Below are 19,228 nucleotides of genomic sequence, written 5' to 3'. Positions count from 1 at the left end.
GCCTATAACGAGTTTAAGAACGCCAATAGCGCTTCACGCTCGCTGCTACTAAGAGCTAAGACGTTTTGCTTCGCCATTTCTGCTTCACCGCCATGCCAAAGCACAGCTTCCATTACGTTTCTTGCTCGGCCATCATGAAGTAAGAACGTGTGACCGTTTACTTCTTTGGTATAACCGAGTCCCCACAATGGTGTTGTGCGCCACTCTTGACCATTTGCAAGATACTCAGGGCGATTATCGGCTAAACCTTCCCCCATATCATGTAATAGCATATCGGTGTACGGGCTGATTAACTGCTTCGACAGAGCAGGTAAACCTTCACGCTCTCCGGTACGAATTTCAGCTTGGTGACAACTTTGGCAACCAATGTCTTTAAACAGTGTTTTACCTTTAATGACAGTTGTGTTTTTAACATCACGGCGAATCGGTACTGCCAAGTGCTGTGAGTAAAACTCAACAAAATCTAGGATATTGTCGCTAACTTCTGGAGCACCACCATTCGGGAAGTCATCACACGTTGATTGTGCTGATGTGCAATTTTCATTTGGAAATAGACGACTCGTTAAACCTAAGTCACCATTAAACGCTGCAGCATTTTGCTGCATTAAATTAGGCTGTCCTGCTTTCCAACCGAAACGACCTAACGTCATGTCATTAGTTTGAACATCGAGTACGTAGTTGGCTTTACCCGACACGCCTTGCTTGTCAGCTAGTTGCTGCTCAGCAAATCCAAGAATGGTTTCTTTCGGAATGCTCTCGAGTAGGCCAAGCCCAATCATTGGAGGCGCAACTCGAGCAGAAAATTCAGTTTTAGGATGCATCTCGCTGAAAGCAAGTTCAGTAATCTTTAAAGTAGGTTTACGCAGAGTAACGACCGTACCATCTTTGAATTCAACAGGAACATCGGTGTAACTGATGTTCACTTTACCCTCTGGTTTAATACCTTGAAGCGCGAAATCTTGTAGCTGTCCGCCGTAAGTCGGTTCTGGAATGCCACCATCGCGAATAAAGGCTTGTCTCTGTTCTGGTGTTTCAGCAGGAATACTCAAGCGAACCAACATGGATACCGCGTTCTCATCGCCTTTTTCTGGCGCGTGGCCACGACCATCTTTGATGTGACAGTTTTGACAACCGTTGGTGTTGAACAATGGGCCCAATCCATCACGTGCATCGGTTGATGATGGCGCAGGAACCCAAGGGTTTCTAAAGAAGCTGTTACCTACGCTGAAATCCAAGCGTTTGCTCATTGGTAGGTTGGCTGCAGGAAGAGAAAAAGCATTCGCTCCCTCTTTCTTCACCGTTGTTTTACCACCAGAGTAGGTTTCATGGGCATGTAACGGGGATAAGAAAAACAGTGCGGTTAATAGTGAGGCTGATAGATACGACTTCATACATTGCCTTGCTGTGTTTTTGATTTTAGTTTTTATGTGGGTGTAACTTTCTTGAGTAACAAACAATTAAGGGCTCAATAAGAGCCCTTACAATAGTTTTGGACTCAGGTTCTTAGAACTCGTGATCCGCTGTGTCTGGGTTTAGGCTATCAACGCCAATCACACCAGCAGCGCGTTCGATAGCAGCGGTTTGAGACACTAGCGCAACAATTGTTTTGTTTACTAGTGCGTTACCCGCAGCATTGTCAGCAGCAATTAGCTGATCGAAATGTTGGTTGTTTTTCTCAGCAGACGTTACTAGCTCACCCACTTGTGCACGTGCTAGGTCAAACTGCTTTTGAATCTCTTTCGCAGCTTGCTCGTCTTTTTGCTCAACTAGGTCAAACAGGCTAGGACCTGAAAGTAAAGAACCATCTTCACGCTTGTACAAGCCAGTGTATACGTTGTAGATACCTTGCTCGTTGTAGTAATGAGAGTTGTGCGTGTTATCAGAGAAACAGTCGTGCTCATCTTCAGTAGAGTTTGCTTCTAGTGCAACCTTCATACGCTCACCCGCTAGTTCACCTAGAGACAGTGAACCCATGCCGAACAGCATTTTACGTAGGCCGTTGTCGCTAGATTCAGAAAGAAGCTCTTGACGGTAGTTGCCTTTCTCGCCTTCAGCCCACTGTTTTTCCATCCATTCTAGATCTTGGATAAGTAGTTCAGCTGATGCTTTTAGGTATGCGCCACGACGGTCACAGTTGCCATTAGTACACTCAGCACCAACAACGAAGTCAGTGTAAGCACGCTCACCTGCACCGCTGTTTGTGCCGTTTAAATCTTGGCCCCAAAGTAGGAATTCAATCGCGTGGTAGCCAGACGCTACGTTTGCTTCAGAACCGCCAATTTCATTAAGATCTGCGATTAGCTCAGGTGTGATGTTGGTTGCGTCGACTGTAGTCTGACCAATTTGGAACGTTTTGTTCGCAACGATGTTTGCGCTAGCGCCTTCGTTACCAAGCTCATATTGGTAATCAGAAGATACGTAATCGATAAGGCCTTCATCAAGTGGCCATGCGTTTAATTGACCTTCCCAATCATCAACAACGACGTTACCAAAACGGAACACTTCAGACTGTTGGTAAGGTACACGAGATTCAAGCCAAGCTTGTTTTACTTGTTCGAAGTTACCAGCAGAAGGAGAAGCTAAGAAGGTATCAATAGAAGAGTTCAACGCTTTTGCTGTAATTACTGAATCTGCAAACACCGCATGAGCAATATCTGCATAATGTTCTACAACTTGATCTTGAGTTACTGCTGCGAAAGAAGAAGCAGAGGCAAAAATGAGTGACGAAGTTACGGCTTTGGTCACTAAAGATTTAATGGTCATGAAGCATCCTTGTTGAGCTTTAAATTATTATTCGTAGTAATAGTGCAAACCATTATCATTTGCACTACGGATGAGAATAATACAAACTTACAATTTTATTGCAAGATAAATACAAAAAAACCTCACATATGTGAGGTCTTTAAACATTTTCGTGTTAGGCGCAACAAAAGAGGCTAATCAGATATCCAGATTATGCTTACCGTGTGAGACTTTTGCTTTAAGGTAACTTTCATTACCCTCCTTAATATGAGCAGAAGTATTCACCACTTCATCGATCTCAATACCAAAAGATTTAAGTTCATTGATTTTTTTAGGATTGTTAGTCACCAAACGGATTTTAGTCGTACCTAAAGCTCGTAGCATCTCTGCCGCTTCAGTGAAATCGCGCAAATCATCACCAAAACCTAAGTGGTTATTGGCTTCGTAGGTGTTCATACCTTCACTTTGAAGACGATACGCATCGATTTTATTGTATAAACCAATACCACGACCTTCTTGACGTAGATAAAGAATCACGCCACCTGTTTCACCCATAATTCTTATGGTTTCGTCTAGCTGTTCGCCACAGTCACAGCGGGAGGAATGGAAAACATCACCAGTAAGACACTCAGAGTGCATACGCACCAGAGGTATGGCTTGTGTCTTGTCTGCTGATTTGAATATGACAGCAACGTGCTCTTTGTCTGTTTTCAATCCATGAAAAGACAGAAGTTCAGCATCAATGCTACTTGTAACCCCTACTTTGAAATCTATTCTGGCACGCACTTCCGCCATAGTTATACTCACTTGAAAATTCGATGTATTTAACAACACTACTCTATTTGTCTAGGCAATATTTTGTAGCGAACTATCTAATATTAGACACTATGGGGCTGTTAACAATTTTTTTCAAGGTCGAACACGTACAAATTGTTATATTATAACAATAATTTCCGAAGCAAGAAAAAACCCCACATTGGGATGATCAATATGGGGTTATAAATTTATCAATTGTGGCTAATACTACATTTTTTACAGAACGATCAACTTATTTGAGTTTGTTTCCAAATGACAAGCTGAACCCAAGCATTCTGTAGCTCTGTTAATTCTTCTGAAGTCAGAGTAGAAACACTCGACTTGGCACTGTATCTTTCTGCCCATTTGTCAGACTGGACATGGGTATGGAACTCTTTCTTTAAATTTGAGATTACGTTGTCCACAGATACATCCTTATATAACAGTGCTTAGCCTTTATAATCCTTTAATGTTACAAAATACAGGTCGATTGGTAAACAGTAATACATAATTTTTATGAGCTGTTTCTAACACTTTTTATTGATAGATATATAAACAACAGGAAAATAACACCTGGTATAAACCAAAGTAGTGCATTAGAAGCGCTCATTGTCGGCTTATACAGTACAAATTCACCAAACCTTTCCGTCATGTATTGAGTAATATCTCGGTTGCTCTTCCCATTTTTAATCATATCAAAAACCACAAGACGGAGGTCTTTCGCTATGGGTGAATTGGATTCGATCAGGTTTTGATTCTGACACTGTGGGCAGCGCAACGTTTTGGCTAATGCAATTGCACGCTGCTGCTGTTGTGGGTTTTCAAACTCAAACAGCTCAACTTGAATACTCTTATCCTTGTCACTGGCGGTAAACAGCCCTTCCGCCATGGTAGGAAAGCAGGTAAAAAAAACCACAGATAACGTAATTAAGGTTTGTACTAGAAGTTTAATCATCCCTTCGCACCATTAAAGTACCTTGCCAGTTCATCTTGCCAAACAGATTCATTCAACACACCCAATAGTTTCTTAATGATTTGACCATCTGCATCAACTAAATATGTTTCAGGTGTTCCTATTACACCCAACTCTAAAGCCAATTCGCCTTGAGGATCACTGATAACTTTAGAGTACGGATTTCCATCATTCGATAACACTTTTATCGCTGCTGCGGGGTTATCTCGATAATTGAGCCCAACAATGGGAATGCCCTTATTTTGAAGTTTGAGCAAAAAAGCGTGTTCCGTTTTACATATTCCACACCAAGACGCCCACACGTTAACCAATTGGTATGGGTGTTGAGTGATATCAGCAAGCGTAAGATCTTGCGTATCACGACTGTCTCTTTCATCACCCACTAGCTCAGAGGATATGAATTCAGGAAATGCTCTTTTCTGTTTCGATACGGTGGTCGATTGCTGCTTACTGTCGAGCGCAAAAGAAAATGCAACGACCAAAGCGAGAGCAATTGAAAACAGAGTGATGAGTTTATTACGAACGCTGGAATGCATATTGTGAAGCCTTAACCGTTTTCTTTCTACGAAGTATCAATGAGAGTAAGGCACCCAAGATAGAGAAAAGCCCACCAAACCAAATCCAACGAGCATACGCTTTATACTGAACTCGGAACGCATAAGCGGCAGAATCCACTTTTTCTCCCATGGTGATATAAACATCGCCATGCCAGAACCACTTCATTGCAGGCTCACTCATGTTCATCACACGAACTTGGTAGTGTCTTCTTTCTGGCGCGATGGAAAAGCTTTTCTCACCAACATCTAAGTTTAGTATTGCCTTCTCAGCGCTAAAATTTGAGGCGACATAAAGCTCAGTATCACGATGCGAAAGCGTCCAATCCATGAACTCTACTTGTGTACCAGGACTTAGTTTATAGCTGCGCTCAAACGAGTGATAGCTATTCATTGCAGCGCCTACTGCGAGTACCGCAACCCCGACATGAGCAAAAGTCATCACCCATACTTTGCGTTGGAACTTAGAACTTCGGGTAACCACTAAGCCGTAAATATGCGACAGTAACACCCAGAATGCGAGCCCCCAAGTCAGCAGTGCCATCACTTGTAGTTGTACCTGTTCCACTTGCCAAGAATAACAAATGTACCCAAGCAAAAATGACACCAGAGCTAACGAGGCAATAATACCTTTAGTTGCTTGAGGTTTAATACTCAACAACGGAGCTAAGCCCACTACACCTAACGCAAGCAAAGCCAAAGGTGCAATCAACAAATTAAAGTAAGGCGCGCCGACCGATATATTGCCCAGTCCAAGTAGTTCAAATACCATTGGATAGAAAGTACCGAAAACAACCACGGCCGTTGCCAGTACAAAGATGAGTACCGCGACTAGGCTCAAAAAGCTTTTGCTGGCGAAGCTGGTAATCGGATTAGATTCAAAAGATTCACCTCTGACGATAAGCAGAGAAAATGAGCTAACAAGTACCAGCACTAATATAAGCAGCAGTGCGATACCTTTAGTTGGGTCGACAGCAAAAGCATGCACCGACGTTAGTACGCCAGAACGAACAATAAAGGTGCCTAGGATACTCAAGCAAAATGTAATGAAAGCAAGGCTAAGAGACCACTTCAGAAGCTGTTGCTTGCCCTTGGCAACGCCTAGACTGTGCAGTAAAGCTGTTGAAGTAAGCCATGGCAACAAGCTGGCATTCTCAACAGGATCCCAGAACCACCAGCCGCCCCAACCTAATTCGTAATACGCCCACCAAGAGCCAAGAATGATCCCTGCGGTTAAAAAGATCCAAGCGACTAAACACCAACTGCGACAATGAGCAACCCAATCAAACTCAATTGGATCAACCAGCAAAGCGGCCACAGCAAATGCCAGAACCACAGAAAAGCCCACATAACCGAGATAAAGCAAAGGTGGATGAAAAATCAACCCCACATCTTGCAACATAGGATTAAGGTCGCGCCCCTGAAGAGGCAGTGTTGAATTCATTTCAAATGGGTTTGAAGCAAATAGCGTAAACCACGCAAATATCGCGAGCAACGCATTCATGACCCACAACACACGGCTTTGGTATTCATTCGAATAGTGTTTTTGCAAGGCAATAACGCCAGACCAGACGCTGATCGTCAGGACCCAAAACAACAAGGAACCTTCATGTCCTGCCCATACGGCCGCAAGCTTAAAAAATGAGGGTAACTGTGTATTGGAATGTTCAGCGACATAGAGAATAGAGAAGTCGTCACTGACAAAGGCATAGCCAAGTAATGCGACAGAAGTGAGAGAGAACAGCGCACTTGAAAGAGAGAAACTGCGGATTAAACCTAGATTTTGCGCCCGTTTATTTAGCATTTGGTAAAACGAATGCACACCAATAATGCTACTGAGTACAGCAACCAACACTAAACTAAACAGCCCCAAAGAACCGACCATATCACCTCAATAAGACTCTACCGAAGCAGAGCCAAGTTAAACAATTGTTCGCTTATACTGTTCCGATAAACAGAAGCCAAGTAAGCAGATGCCCAGTATCCAACATCTACTTACTCATTAACTTGAGCTAAATTAAGCTATCGTTAGCTGCCCTGCATAAAGGACAAAAGTTCGTAGCATTAACACGCCCATCAGACTTAGCGAAGTCACGGAGAAAATATACACCGCGCTATGACGGATAGACGTTGGCATTACCGCATTTAGCAGCAATGGTAGAACCATACCGACACCGATCACGCCATACCAGAACCAACTTGCCCAAAAACCACTGCCAATCGCGTTCCATACCGCTTGTTCACTTTGGCCACCCGCGAAGATAAGCCCAGTGAAGAAAGTAATAAGAACAAACAGTTCAAACATCACAACCGGACGTTCAAATCCATGTATCCAAGAAATACTCGGGCTGTGTGGTGACTCTTTGAAGACCAATACACCAAACAAAATACACGCAGCCGCTCCCGAAGATAGACTCGAAAACAAGAATAAAATCGGCAAAACTGGGTTATTCAATAATGGGAAGGTATTTAAAGCTGAAAGCAAGAAGCCCGTATAAGCAGCAAGCATCAATGCGAGAACCGCTAAGAATATTTCCAAAGCATTCTCAAACACCTCTAACTTACCGATCCATTTTCCAACAAAGTCGAGGCGCCCTTTCAACCATGTTTGGTCATTCAAGAACACCACAATTTGATCTCTAAATATAATGCCGATCCAAAGGAACAAGATCACCATATACACTTGGAATAAGATCACACCCATCGACATCACAGACGTTGGGTTATAAAAGATCATGATCTTCCAAAATGACAAGGGCTTAGTTAGATGGAAAACCAAGATCAACAGGCCTGCAATGATCCCAAACGGAGCAAGAAAAGCGGTAGCCTTTAATACACCATTATGAGCAGGATCGCCTTCAATTACCTTTCTCTTAAGGTAAATTGAGATCATCACTGCACCGGCCGACATCCCTGCAAGAAATAGATAGATTGCAATAATCCAGTCCCATACCACCGTACCAGACTGAAAAGCTGTATCCCATGCACTCATAATCAAATCTCCCCTTTTTGGTGTGGCACTTTATAGAGTTTTGGTTGAGTGCCTAGATAGGCTTTATCTCTGTAAACCACCTCGGATTGAAGTACTTGGTTTATCTCACTCTCAGGGTCATTCAAATCGCCGAATGTCAGCGCTTTGGTTGGGCAAGATTCGACACAAGCAGGCAACTTCCCTTGCGCTAGATTGGTATCACGACAGAAGTTACATTTATCGGCTGATTTGTTCTCTGGATGGAAAAAGCGCACTTGATATGGACACGCTAACAAACAGTAACCACAGCCGACACACTTCTCTTTGTGGACATCAACAATGCCCGTTTTTTCATCTTTGTAGGCTGCACCTGTTGGGCAAACCATGACACACGGCGCGTTATCACAATGTTGGCAAGAGTTACGAGTAAAACGGTAATCAACATTTGGATATTCGCCTTGTGGCTCGCTCTTAATAATTTCTAAGCGCGATACACCTTCAGGCACATTGTTCACTTCACGACATGCTTCTGTACAAGCGGTACAACCAATACAAGCGGTTTCGTCATGAATCATTCCGTAACGCTTAACGCCATCTTCTTGGACATTGGCTAGCGTTTTACGACTTGTCACCGCCGCCGTTCCTGCAACACCGGTCGTAAAGATTACGGCACCTGCGCCCGCTAAAAAGTTTCTTCTTGAGCAGCTCATAGATTACTCCCCTTCTTTCTTCTGGTTGAAGTCTGAATGGCAATCCACACACAGCTTAATGGTTTGCTTTTTATCTAAGCCCAACACCTTCGCTTCGGTCGCATGAACATCGTGGCAATTTGAACAAGTTAAGTTTTGCGCGTGAACATCGTGAGTCCAGCTAGCTTCGCGGAGATCATCAGGTTTATGACAATCCACACATTGACTATTGGCATCTAGGATTAATTTAGGGTCTAAGAAAACCTTCTCGGTTCCAGGCTGTGATTGAGCCTCACGATACTTCACCACTTTAGGTGCACCTTCACGGTGATCGGGGCTAATAGAACTATGACAATCGGTACAATTTACTTCGCGGCCAAGCAAAGCGTGTGCACTTTCACCATGTGAACCCAATACCGTTTCTTTTGAATCTTTATGGCATTGAACACACTTGTAGTCTTTATCACGGATTAATTCGACTTCATGTCTTGTTGATTCTCCTACTGGCGTAACAGCAGGCTCAGCAACAGCATGAATGGAATAACCATAGAGGCAGAATGCTAGAAGGGATTTAAGCATTATGACTATGGCCAATTTAATATTGCCCATTTTATCCTTTCCTTATACCGGCATTATTTAACTCTCAACTAAATAATATTCCGGTTAAACAAAAGTACCCTTAAACGATATTATTACCGTTTAAATGATATCAATTCTTATTTTGGATAAGCCACAACGCTTTCTATAATTAGAATATACCTCTAATGAGGTAATACGAAATTTGGATGGGTTAATGTGTGAACGCAATCACCCTATTTATGACATGGTCAATTTGGGTAATTACTTGTTATATATGATAATAATTCTCACTTGAATTCTAAAAAATCTAGCCACCAATACCCCTAAAGGGGTATATAAACTTCAACGTGATTGAAGTCACTACCATTAATTGATCTAAAACAAGCTATACCCAACACGTAACAAAATGTGTTTAGTTATGAATTAATATAAACAGGAATTCTCCAGTTCTTAATTTGAATAGCAAACTCACAACGCTTGGTATAAAAATCAGTATATTGGAGATATCACTGTGAAAAAGCATTGGATACGTAATTCAGTCACAGCACTATTAATGGTTAGCGCATCACTAGCAAGCGCGACCAGTTTTGCTGCGTCTGAACAAAAAGAAATTGGCGACCCTCGTAACGACCAGTTCGAGCAAAACCACCCTGATCAATATCATTCATGGAGACAGACTTCAGAAAGCGAAACCATAGAAGACGCACTAAAAGAAGATCCCAACATGGTTATCATGTGGGCTGGTTACGGCTTCGCAAAAGATTACAACAAGGCACGTGGTCACTTTTATGCAATTGACGATGTACGACAAACGCTTCGTACTGGCGGCCCAACAGACGAAAACTCTGGCCCGATGCCAATGGCATGTTGGAGTTGTAAGAGCCCAGACGTAGCACGTGTTATTGAAGAACGTGGTGAAGACGGTTACTTTGAGGGTAAATGGGCTCGTTTGGGTAATGAAATTATTAACCCTATCGGTTGCTCTGATTGTCACGATACCAAAAGCGAAGGCTTTAAAAATGGTGAACCAGCACTTAAGGTGACTCGTCCTTACGTTGAACGTGCATTTGAAACGATTGGTAAAAAGTTTGATGAACAAAGCCGACTAGACCAACAAGCTTCTGTTTGTGCACAATGCCACGTGGAATACTACTTCACAGGGCCAACCAAAGGTGTGAAATTCCCTTGGGACCAAGGTACAACCGTTGGTGACATGGAACGCTACTATGATGCAATCAACTTTAAAGATTGGACGCATAAAGTATCGAAAGCACCCATGCTGAAAGCACAGCACCCAGGTTTCGAAACATGGCGCGAAGGCATCCATGGTAAGAACAAAGTCGTTTGTGCTGACTGTCATATGCCGAAAGTGACCAAAGAAGATGGCACTGTTTATACCGACCATAAAGTGGGTAACCCATTCGACCGCTTCGAAGATACGTGTGCAAACTGTCACACTCAATCGAAAGAAACCATGCGTAACATCGTTTCAAGCCGTAAAGCGCAAGTACTAAACATGAAGCTGACAGCAGAGAAACAAATCGTTGCTGCTCACTTTGAAGCAGGCGCAGCATGGGAAGCGGGTGCGACAGAGCAAGAGATGGAACCTATCTTAATCGATATCCGTCACGCTCAATGGCGTTGGGACTACGCTATTGCGTCTCACGGCATTCATATGCATGCACCTGAAATCGCTCTAGAAGTGCTAGGTACTGCCGTTGACCGCGCAGCGGATGCTCGAACTAAGATTGTTCGTCTACTGGCGAAGAAAGGCATCACCGATCCAATCGAGATTCCAGATATCTCGACAAAAGAAGCGGCTCAAAAAGCGCTTGGAATGGACATGGATAAGATGAACGCTGAGAAACAACACTTCTTAGACACCGTTGTTCCTCAATGGGAAGAGCAAGCTGAAAAGCGTGAAGCCAACTACGAATACTAGTTTCTTCAATTAGACCATTAAGTAAAAACCAGTCACACTATTGTAGTATGGCTGGTTTTTCTATTTTGAATCTTAAGCTTTTAACGCATTCAAATCGTGTCTACCTTCGAATACCCATTTACTCATTCAAGGAATTAAGAATGAAGACCTTACTTTCGCTTTCTGCACTGTGCATTACGTTGTTAAGTTCTGGAGTTTACGCTTCTGAACGTGCTGATATAGGTTGGGAGTTAATTGAAAAAGGGGCACTAGTGGTTGATGTAAGGACACCTGCCGAGTTCGCAAACGGACACCTAAGCAATGCCATTAACTACCCTCTTTCTGAAGTGGCTACTCACTTTGCTAACATCGAGAAAGACCAACCCATCGTTTTGTATTGCCGTAGTGGCAATCGCTCAGGACAAGCGTATCAGTTCTTGCGTGCACAAGGGTTTACTCAGATCCACAATGCTGGTGGCTTAATTGAAATGCAAGAAAGTAACTAGCGGTTAGCGGCTGAAGCTAACAGAATCTATCGACTAAAGATTACGACTCAATCCTCCAAGCTTAACGGATCATCTGCTTTGCTTGGTTGATCGAATGAATAATGGAAACACGATCGATCCCTTTTTGATTGGAATCGAGGATTTTAGTCCATGCATCGATCGCTAATTGATAACGCATACTGATGAAGTGATCGGTTGCAATCAACATTAATGCCGTACGATCATCAGGATCAAGCTGCATGGAGTGATCCAATAGCGCATTCACGTCATCGCTCATGGCTTGAGAACTGAGGTAATAAAGTGCCGTTGCTTTGGCAGCATAGAGGCCAGAAGGCGCTTGAGGATCTAGGCGAATAGCATAGTCGTAACAGGTAAACGCTGCATCAAACTCCCCTTTCTGCATATAGACACCACCAAGCTTGAACCATAAATCGGATTGATTCGGGTCTTGCTTAAGGCTCTGCTGAAGCTCGTCTTGGAAATCTGTTGCCGTGTAACCATCATTGTCATCAGAAGGTCGTTGAGGTGTGTCTTGTTTAAGTTGAGACCAAACCGTAACACTGAGAAACACTGCAATAAGTGATACGAGAATATTACCTTTGAGGTTACTGCTATTTTTACTCGCGGCAATAACAACCACGACTAAAAATAAGCTCATCAATATCAACGCTACAAGCAACCACATGTCCATCTCACTTCCCTTTTGTTTAGCTCTATTGCTACTTTATCGTTTTTGTGTTATCTCGTTATTGATCAAAGTTTAGCGTTCGAGATTTAGTGCTCAAAGTTTCCCAAAACCAAGATCTAAGCACTAAGCACTAAGCACTAAGCAAAATGCTCGGAATAATAAAAAACGATAGGCAATAAAAAACCGAGCACTTAGGCTCGGTTTTTCCATTGGTAAACTTAATTACTTTACGTAATCGAGATTACTCAGTGTCTTGCTCGCTATCACTTTCAGAGTCAGAAGCATCGGATGCTTGCTCTTCACTTGATTCAGAAACAACTGTTCCTTCTGCATTAATAGTTTCAGCGTTTACTGCGTCAGCATTTGCTTCTTCAGTTTCTTCGCCTTCAACAATCTCAGCTTCTTCTACTTCGTCGATACGTTGTAGACCTACAACATTCTCGTCTTCAGCAGTACGAATCAGTGTTACACCTTGAGTGTTACGACCAACTTGGCTCACTTCCGCTACGCGAGTACGTACTAACGTACCTGCGTCGGTGATCATCATCATTTCATCGCCTTCTTCAACCTGAACAGCACCAACAACTGGGCCATTACGATCAGAGACTTTGATAGATACTACACCTTGCGTTGCACGGCCTTTCGTTGGGTATTCAGCCAGCTCAGTACGCTTACCGTAACCGTTTTGAGTCACAGTTAGGATATCGCCTTCGTTTGAAGGAACAATCAGTGAAACCACTTGATCGTCTTCTGGAAGCTTCATACCACGAACACCAGAGGCAGTACGACCCATTGGGCGCACTTTGTCCTCGTTGAAGCGAACAACTTTGCCCGACTTCGAGAACAGCATGATGTCACTATTACCATCAGTAATATCAACGCCAATCAGTGAATCATCGTCACGTAGGTTAACTGCGATTAAGCCGTTAGCACGTACGTTTGCAAATTGATCCAGTGATGTCTTCTTAACGGTACCGTCACCCGTCGCCATGAAGATGAACTTCTCGTTTGAGAATTCAGACACAGGCAGGATAGCCGTAATACGTTCACCATCTTCTAGAGGAAGAATGTTAACGATAGGCTTACCACGAGCTGTGCGGCTCGCTTGCGGTAGTTGATACACTTTCAGACGGTATGTTTTACCACGAGTAGAGAAACATAAGATGTTATCGTGAGTATTAGCAACAAGCAGACGCTCAATGTAATCCTCATCTTTCATCTTAGTCGCACTCTTACCTTTACCACCACGACGCTGAGCTTCGTAGTCGTTTAGGATTTGGTACTTAACGTAACCTGCGTTAGAAAGCGTTACTACAACGTCTTCTTGAGCAATAAGCTCTTCCATGTCGATATCATGAACTGCTGCTGTGATTTCTGTACGACGCTCGTCGCCATAGATTTCACGTACCGCTTCAAGTTCTTCACGGATAACTTCCATCAAACGCTCAGTGCTTGCAAGAATGTGCATTAGCTCAGCGATTTCTTCTAGAAGTGCTTTGTACTCGTCTAGAATCTTCTCGTGCTCAAGGCCAGTTAGGCGGTGAAGACGAAGTTCTAGAATAGCTTGTGCTTGAGTTTCCGTTAGGAAGTATTGGCCATCGCGGATGCCGTATTGATCTTCTAACCAATCTGGACGAGCCGCATCAGTACCTGCACGTTCAAGCATTGCTGCAACATTGCCCAATTCCCAGCCACGAGCAACAAGGCCAGCTTTCGCTTCTGCCGGTGTTGGTGCGTTTCGGATCAGTTCAATGATTTCATCAATGTTTGCAAGTGCTAGAGACAAGGCTTCAAGGATGTGTGCACGGTCGCGTGCTTTCTTCAATTCGAAGATAGTACGACGAGTTACAACTTCACGACGGTGATCAACAAAACACTTCAACATATCTTTAATGTTGAACAGCTGTGGTTGGCCGTTGTTCAGAGCAACCATGTTGATGCCGAAAGTCGTTTGCAGTTGAGTTTGTGAGTAAAGGTTGTTTAGAACAACTTCACCAACAGCATCACGCTTACATTCAATAACAATACGCATACCATCTTTATCAGATTCGTCACGTAGAGCACTGATGCCTTCAACTTTCTTGTCTTTTACAAGTTCTGCAATCTTCTCGATAAGACGAGCTTTGTTCACTTGATACGGAATTTCAGTAACGATAATAGTTTCTTTACCGTTCTTTTCCATTTCAATGTTGGCTCTCGAGCGCATGTAGACTTTGCCACGACCAGTCTTATATGCATCGACAATGCCCTTACGGCCACTGATTAATGCTGCTGTCGGGAAGTCAGGACCAGGGATGTAGTCCATTAGCTCATCAATAGTGATGTCTTCATTATTGATAAATGCTAAACAGCCATCAACAACTTCGCCAAGGTTATGCGGCGGGATGTTGGTAGCCATACCTACTGCGATACCAGAAGCACCGTTAACCAATAGGTTTGGTATTTTTGTTGGTAGAACTGCTGGTATTTGCTCGGTTCCATCATAGTTAGGAACGAAGTCAACCGTCTCTTTATCAAGATCCGTTAATAGCTCACCAGCTATTTTTGACATACGAACTTCGGTATAACGCATTGCCGCAGCTGAATCGCCGTCAACCGAACCAAAGTTACCTTGGCCATCGACTAACATATAGCGTAGTGAAAACGGCTGAGCCATACGAACAATTGACTCGTATACCGCACTATCACCGTGTGGGTGATATTTACCGATTACATCGCCTACTACACGAGCAGACTTTTTATATGATTTGTTCCAATCATTACCTAATACATTCATCGCGAACAAAACGCGGCGGTGTACTGGTTTTAGGCCATCACGCACATCTGGAAGGGCACGACCAACGATGACGGACATCGCGTAGTCTAGGTATGAACCTCTAAGCTCATCTTCAATATTTACGGGCGTGATCTCTTTCGCTAGATCGCTCATAGAGCCATTTTCCCTCTATAGTCAGATCGTATTTTTGAATACGCATAAGACCGAAAAATATAACACAAATTTACCTACGGAGGCATCACTTTCCCTCTCCTTTTACCATCTTGTGACCCTTGTAGCCAATCTATTGATGAGAAATTGCACCTCAGCATCATATCTTGCTGAAACATGGTCACTTTACACCCAATAAACTAGCAAAATTGTAGATCTTCTGGTCAGCAGGAAAAGGCAAGTTATAATGCCTGCAATTTCATGGATGCATTATTTAACTTGGAAATGCCGATTATGACTAAATCACAGAACGTAGACCCAGCAGAAATCAAAAAATTCGAAGACATGGCGTCGCGCTGGTGGGATCTAGAAGGCGAGTTTAAGCCACTACATCAAATCAATCCGCTGCGCTTAAATTACGTGCTAGAGAAAACCGAAGGCCTTTTTGGTAAGAAAGTCCTTGATGTAGGCTGCGGTGGTGGCATTTTGGCTGAAAGCATGGCTGTTGAAGGTGCGGCAGTGACCGGGCTAGATATGGGTAAAGAGCCCTTAGAAGTAGCGCGTCTCCATGCTCTTGAAACAGGCACCAAGCTAGATTACATCCAAAGCACGATTGAAGACCATGCCGAAGAGAACCCACAAGCTTACGATGTAGTTACCTGTATGGAGATGTTGGAGCATGTGCCAGATCCGCAATCTGTTATTACCGCTTGTTCAAAATTGGTAAAACCAGGTGGCCACGTTTTCTTCTCTACATTAAACCGTAATTTCAAATCTTACCTATTTGCGATTGTCGGAGCAGAGAAGCTATTGAAGATAGTCCCTGAAGGCACTCACGATCATGAAAAATTCATTCGTCCTGCAGAACTTATCAAGATGGTCGATAACACGCCTCTACAAGAATTAGGCATCACTGGGCTTCACTATAACCCACTGACAGACACCTACCGTTTAGGTCGTAGTGTAGAAGTTAATTACATCGTGCATACGCAAAACTTCGCTTAAATAAATCAGCTCTCCTGCTGTAAAATCTTTTCAAAAAAAAGACGAATGAAAAAGGTTGCAATTAACATAAGTTTGCGACTTTTTTCAGTCTAAATTTCGTGCGCTAGCTTCCATTTTGAGCACCTCGTTTTAAATTTAATCACCCAAAATCCTTCGCCCGTTTTACTCAAAGATCAAGGGATTTTTTTTTATGGGCGTGCAAAAATAAAGCATCATTAAAAGCCGACTTTTATACAATCAAGTCACATCTATCTTCATCAGTTAGTGGTCACTTACAGTTTTTTTTCAATTCACCACTTATCCACAAGTACTCCCATTTCTTTACCTTGAAAAATATCAGTTGTAGCACTATCTTGTAACCCAACAAACAAATGACCCCTATATGTAGTGTTTGAGCTACAATATATGGGTAGACCAAGATCACAAAGCCGAAACGTAATTTACACAAATTACACAGAAATACACAAAAACACGGCCTTGTTCAGTTTTGTTAGGGAAATTAAGCAGAATGAACCAACAACTTACTGTTACCAAGCGTAACGGACGTAAAGAAACCATCGATTTAGAGAAAATCCATCGCGTGATCACATGGGCAGCTGAAGGCTTGCACAATGTTTCTGTATCACAAGTAGAATTGAAAGCTCACATTCAGTTTTACGATGGCATCACCACTACTGACATTCATGAAACTATCATCAAGTCAGCGGCGGATTTAATCTCTGAAGAGACTCCTGATTACCAATATCTAGCAGCTCGCCTGTCAGTATTCCACCTACGTAAAAAAGCGTACGGTGAATACGAGCCACCAGCTCTTTATGACCACGTTGCAAAACTGGTTGATATGGGTAAATACGATAGCCACCTGATGGAAGACTACACGAAAGCTGAATTCGAAGAGCTTGACGCGTACATCGACCACAAGCGTGACTTAAACTTTTCTTACGCGGCGGTTAAGCAGCTTGAAGGTAAATACTTCGTGCAGAACCGTGTAACAAAAGAAATCTACGAGAGTGCTCAGTTCCTTTATATCCTAGTTGCTGCGTGTTTATTCGGTAAATACCCGAAATCAACTCGTCTGGATTACATCAAACGTTTTTACGATGCCTCGTCTACGTTTAAGATTTCTCTACCTACACCAATTATGTCTGGTGTACGTACGCCTACTCGTCAATTCAGTTCTTGTGTACTGATTGAATGTGGTGACAGCCTAGATTCTATCAACGCAACAGCAAGCTCTATTGTTCGTTATGTATCTCAACGTGCTGGTATTGGTATCAACGCAGGCCGTATTCGTGCGCTTGGTTCTGAAATCCGTAATGGTGAAGCGTTCCACACTGGCTGTATCCCTTTCTACAAATACTTCCAAACAGCAGTAAAATGTTGTTCTCAAGGTGGTGTTCGTGGCGGTGCAGCAACGGTATTCTACCCACTATGGCACGGTGAAGTTCAGTCTCTATTGGTTCTGAAAAACAACCGTGGTGTTGAAGAGAACCGTGTTCGTCACATGGATTATGGCGTACAGCTGAACAAGCTTATGTACTCTCGCCTAGTTCAAGGTGGCAACATCAGCCTGTTCTCTCCTTCTGACGTACCTGGCCTTTACGACGCGTTCTTCGAAAACCAAGACCGTTTTGAAGCGCTTTACGTTAAGTATGAAAACGATCCATCAGTTAAGCGTGAAACCGTTAAAGCGGTTGAGCTATTCTCTCTGCTAATGCAAGAGCGTGCTTCTACTGGTCGTATCTACATTCAGAACGTAGACCACTGTAATACACACAGCCCGTTTGATTCTGAAGTAGCACCTGTTCGTCAATCGAACTTATGTCTAGAAATCGCGCTACCAACTAAGCCGCTTTCTAACGTAGAAGATGACGAAGGTGAGATTGCACTATGTACGCTATCTGCGTTCAACCTAGGCGCAATCAACGAGCTAGACGACTTGGCTGAGCTTTCTGAATTGGTTGTTCGTGCACTTGATGCACTGCTTGATTACCAAGACTACCCACTTCCAGCAGCACGTAAGTCGACAATGAACCGTCGTACTCTAGGTGTGGGTGTAATCAACTACGCATACTACCTAGCGAAAAATGGTGTTAAGTACTCTGATGGCAGCGCAAATAGCCTGACTCACCGTACTTTTGAAGCAATTCAATATCACCTGCTAAAAGCGTCTGTTGAACTAGCGAAAGAGCAAGGCCGTTGCCCATCTTTCCACGAGACCAACTACGCGAAAGGCCTACTGCCAATCGATACTTATAAAAAAGATATCGACTTAGTATGTGAAGAGCCACTGCACTACGATTGGGATACGCTACGTGAAGAGATCATGGAGCACGGTCTGCGTAACTCTACGCTAACAGCGCTTATGCCTTCTGAGACTTCGTCTCAAATCTCGAACGCAACTAACGGTATCGAGCCACCACGTGGTTACGTATCAGTGAAAGCGTCGAAAGACGGCATCCTGAAGCAAGTTGTTCCTGATTTCCTAAACCTTAAAGAGAACTACGAGCTACTTTGGAACATTGGTTCGAACGATGGTTACCTTCACTTAGTGGGTATCATGCAAAAATTCGTTGACCAAGCTATCTCTGCAAACACTAACTATGATCCAAGTGGTTACGAGAGCGGCAAGGTTCCAATGAAACAACTGCTTAAAGACTTGCTAACAGCGTACAAATACGGTGTTAAGACGCTTTACTACCATAACACTCGTGATGGTGCTAAAGACGACCAAGGCGATGCAGTTCAAGTGCCTGAAGAAGATTGTGAAGGCGGCGGTTGTAAGATCTAAACCGCAATAAACATTAAGACCCCAGAGAAGTTATCTTCTCTGGGTTTAAAGCATTAACAGGGTCCGTTTTTACTGCGGATCTTTTAAA

Annotated in this window: 16 protein-coding genes; 4 read left to right on the top strand and 12 right to left on the bottom strand. The window is 43.2% G+C overall.

Annotated elements, in window-relative coordinates:
* Positions 1-2 precede the first annotated feature (2 nt).
* The 10 genes from OCV36_RS06145 to nrfB all read right to left on the bottom strand — a co-directional run bounded on the left by OCV36_RS06145 (position 3) and on the right by nrfB (position 9,333).
* The gene (locus OCV36_RS06145) at positions 3-1,391 is read right to left on the bottom strand and encodes a di-heme oxidoreductase family protein (protein ID WP_135454711.1); all 1,389 of its coding nucleotides are present in this window, start codon (positions 1,389-1,391) and stop codon (positions 3-5) included.
* A gap of 112 nt (positions 1,392-1,503) precedes the next feature.
* Complete coding sequence (locus OCV36_RS06140; protein ID WP_135454709.1) at positions 1,504-2,763, bottom strand: imelysin family protein; 1,260 nt, start codon at positions 2,761-2,763, stop codon at positions 1,504-1,506.
* A gap of 177 nt (positions 2,764-2,940) precedes the next feature.
* Positions 2,941-3,537, bottom strand: coding sequence for a GTP cyclohydrolase II (locus OCV36_RS06135; RefSeq protein WP_029224762.1), 597 nt, complete (start codon positions 3,535-3,537; stop codon positions 2,941-2,943).
* A gap of 248 nt (positions 3,538-3,785) precedes the next feature.
* Positions 3,786-3,962: a hypothetical protein gene (locus OCV36_RS06130; RefSeq protein ID WP_167853002.1), complete on the bottom strand. Its 177-nt coding sequence runs from the start codon at positions 3,960-3,962 to the stop codon at positions 3,786-3,788.
* Positions 3,963-4,051: 89 nt separating this feature from the next.
* The gene (locus tag OCV36_RS06125; protein WP_135454707.1) at positions 4,052-4,492 is read right to left on the bottom strand and encodes a cytochrome c-type biogenesis protein CcmH; all 441 of its coding nucleotides are present in this window, start codon (positions 4,490-4,492) and stop codon (positions 4,052-4,054) included.
* Complete coding sequence (locus OCV36_RS06120; protein ID WP_135454705.1) at positions 4,489-5,046, bottom strand: DsbE family thiol:disulfide interchange protein; 558 nt, start codon at positions 5,044-5,046, stop codon at positions 4,489-4,491. Before OCV36_RS06120 ends, OCV36_RS06125 begins: the two co-directional genes overlap by 4 nt.
* Positions 5,027-6,949 (bottom strand): heme lyase CcmF/NrfE family subunit, encoded by a 1,923-nt coding sequence (locus OCV36_RS06115; RefSeq protein ID WP_135454703.1) that lies wholly within the window; start codon positions 6,947-6,949, stop codon positions 5,027-5,029. Before OCV36_RS06115 ends, OCV36_RS06120 begins: the two co-directional genes overlap by 20 nt.
* Before the next feature lie 132 nt (positions 6,950-7,081).
* Complete coding sequence (gene nrfD, locus OCV36_RS06110) at positions 7,082-8,056, bottom strand: cytochrome c nitrite reductase subunit NrfD (protein WP_135454700.1); 975 nt, start codon at positions 8,054-8,056, stop codon at positions 7,082-7,084.
* A 2-nt stretch (positions 8,057-8,058) separates the two neighbouring features.
* Positions 8,059-8,745, bottom strand: a complete 687-nt coding sequence (gene nrfC, locus OCV36_RS06105; RefSeq protein ID WP_135454698.1) for a cytochrome c nitrite reductase Fe-S protein — start codon at positions 8,743-8,745, stop codon at positions 8,059-8,061.
* 3 nt (positions 8,746-8,748) lie between these two features.
* Complete coding sequence (gene nrfB, locus OCV36_RS06100; RefSeq protein WP_017072976.1) at positions 8,749-9,333, bottom strand: cytochrome c nitrite reductase pentaheme subunit; 585 nt, start codon at positions 9,331-9,333, stop codon at positions 8,749-8,751.
* A 481-nt stretch (positions 9,334-9,814) separates the two neighbouring features.
* Between nrfB and nrfA the strand changes: the two genes are divergently transcribed.
* Both nrfA and OCV36_RS06090 read left to right on the top strand, forming a co-directional pair.
* Entirely contained in the window at positions 9,815-11,245 is a 1,431-nt protein-coding gene (gene nrfA / locus OCV36_RS06095) for an ammonia-forming nitrite reductase cytochrome c552 subunit (RefSeq protein ID WP_186437205.1), read from the top strand.
* A gap of 140 nt (positions 11,246-11,385) precedes the next feature.
* Positions 11,386-11,730: a rhodanese-like domain-containing protein gene (locus OCV36_RS06090; RefSeq protein ID WP_017072978.1), complete on the top strand. Its 345-nt coding sequence runs from the start codon at positions 11,386-11,388 to the stop codon at positions 11,728-11,730.
* Positions 11,731-11,791: 61 nt separating this feature from the next.
* On the opposite strand, the gene OCV36_RS06085 is transcribed toward OCV36_RS06090, so the two are convergent.
* Positions 11,792-12,421, bottom strand: coding sequence for a TPR domain-containing protein (locus OCV36_RS06085; protein WP_135454696.1), 630 nt, complete (start codon positions 12,419-12,421; stop codon positions 11,792-11,794).
* 238 nt (positions 12,422-12,659) lie between these two features.
* Positions 12,660-15,347, bottom strand: coding sequence for a DNA gyrase subunit A (gene gyrA / locus OCV36_RS06080; RefSeq protein WP_135454695.1), 2,688 nt, complete (start codon positions 15,345-15,347; stop codon positions 12,660-12,662).
* Between the two features lie 258 nt (positions 15,348-15,605).
* On the opposite strand from gyrA, the gene ubiG reads away from it, so the two are divergent.
* On the top strand, positions 15,606-16,349 hold the full coding sequence (gene ubiG / locus OCV36_RS06075) for a bifunctional 2-polyprenyl-6-hydroxyphenol methylase/3-demethylubiquinol 3-O-methyltransferase UbiG (protein WP_017072981.1): 744 nt from the start codon (positions 15,606-15,608) through the stop codon (positions 16,347-16,349).
* A 508-nt stretch (positions 16,350-16,857) separates the two neighbouring features.
* On the top strand, positions 16,858-19,140 hold the full coding sequence (gene nrdA / locus OCV36_RS06070) for a class 1a ribonucleoside-diphosphate reductase subunit alpha (RefSeq protein ID WP_017072982.1): 2,283 nt from the start codon (positions 16,858-16,860) through the stop codon (positions 19,138-19,140).
* Positions 19,141-19,228 lie beyond the last annotated feature (88 nt).

Source organism: Vibrio echinoideorum, from assembly GCF_024347455.1.
Taxonomy (GTDB): Bacteria; Pseudomonadota; Gammaproteobacteria; order Enterobacterales; family Vibrionaceae; genus Vibrio; species Vibrio echinoideorum.
The sequence above is the reverse complement of the archived record's forward strand: the minus strand, read 5'-3'. Positions and strand labels throughout refer to the sequence as shown.

Excerpts from the sequence above, each read along its gene's own strand:
- OCV36_RS06145 (WP_135454711.1), bottom strand. The coding sequence starts at position 1,391 with ATGAAGTCGTATCTATCAGCCTCACTATTAACCGCACTGTTTTTCTTA.
- OCV36_RS06140 (WP_135454709.1), bottom strand. The coding sequence starts at position 2,763 with ATGACCATTAAATCTTTAGTGACCAAAGCCGTAACTTCGTCACTCATT.
- OCV36_RS06135 (WP_029224762.1), bottom strand. The coding sequence starts at position 3,537 with ATGGCGGAAGTGCGTGCCAGAATAGATTTCAAAGTAGGGGTTACAAGT.
- OCV36_RS06125 (WP_135454707.1), bottom strand. The coding sequence starts at position 4,492 with ATGATTAAACTTCTAGTACAAACCTTAATTACGTTATCTGTGGTTTTT.
- OCV36_RS06120 (WP_135454705.1), bottom strand. The coding sequence starts at position 5,046 with ATGCATTCCAGCGTTCGTAATAAACTCATCACTCTGTTTTCAATTGCT.
- OCV36_RS06115 (WP_135454703.1), bottom strand. The coding sequence starts at position 6,949 with ATGGTCGGTTCTTTGGGGCTGTTTAGTTTAGTGTTGGTTGCTGTACTC.
- nrfD (WP_135454700.1), bottom strand. The coding sequence starts at position 8,056 with ATGAGTGCATGGGATACAGCTTTTCAGTCTGGTACGGTGGTATGGGAC.
- nrfC (WP_135454698.1), bottom strand. The coding sequence starts at position 8,745 with ATGAGCTGCTCAAGAAGAAACTTTTTAGCGGGCGCAGGTGCCGTAATC.
- nrfB (WP_017072976.1), bottom strand. The coding sequence starts at position 9,333 with ATGGGCAATATTAAATTGGCCATAGTCATAATGCTTAAATCCCTTCTA.
- OCV36_RS06090 (WP_017072978.1), top strand. The coding sequence starts at position 11,386 with ATGAAGACCTTACTTTCGCTTTCTGCACTGTGCATTACGTTGTTAAGT.
- OCV36_RS06085 (WP_135454696.1), bottom strand. The coding sequence starts at position 12,421 with ATGGACATGTGGTTGCTTGTAGCGTTGATATTGATGAGCTTATTTTTA.
- gyrA (WP_135454695.1), bottom strand. The coding sequence starts at position 15,347 with ATGAGCGATCTAGCGAAAGAGATCACGCCCGTAAATATTGAAGATGAG.
- ubiG (WP_017072981.1), top strand. The coding sequence starts at position 15,606 with ATGGATGCATTATTTAACTTGGAAATGCCGATTATGACTAAATCACAG.
- nrdA (WP_017072982.1), top strand. The coding sequence starts at position 16,858 with ATGAACCAACAACTTACTGTTACCAAGCGTAACGGACGTAAAGAAACC.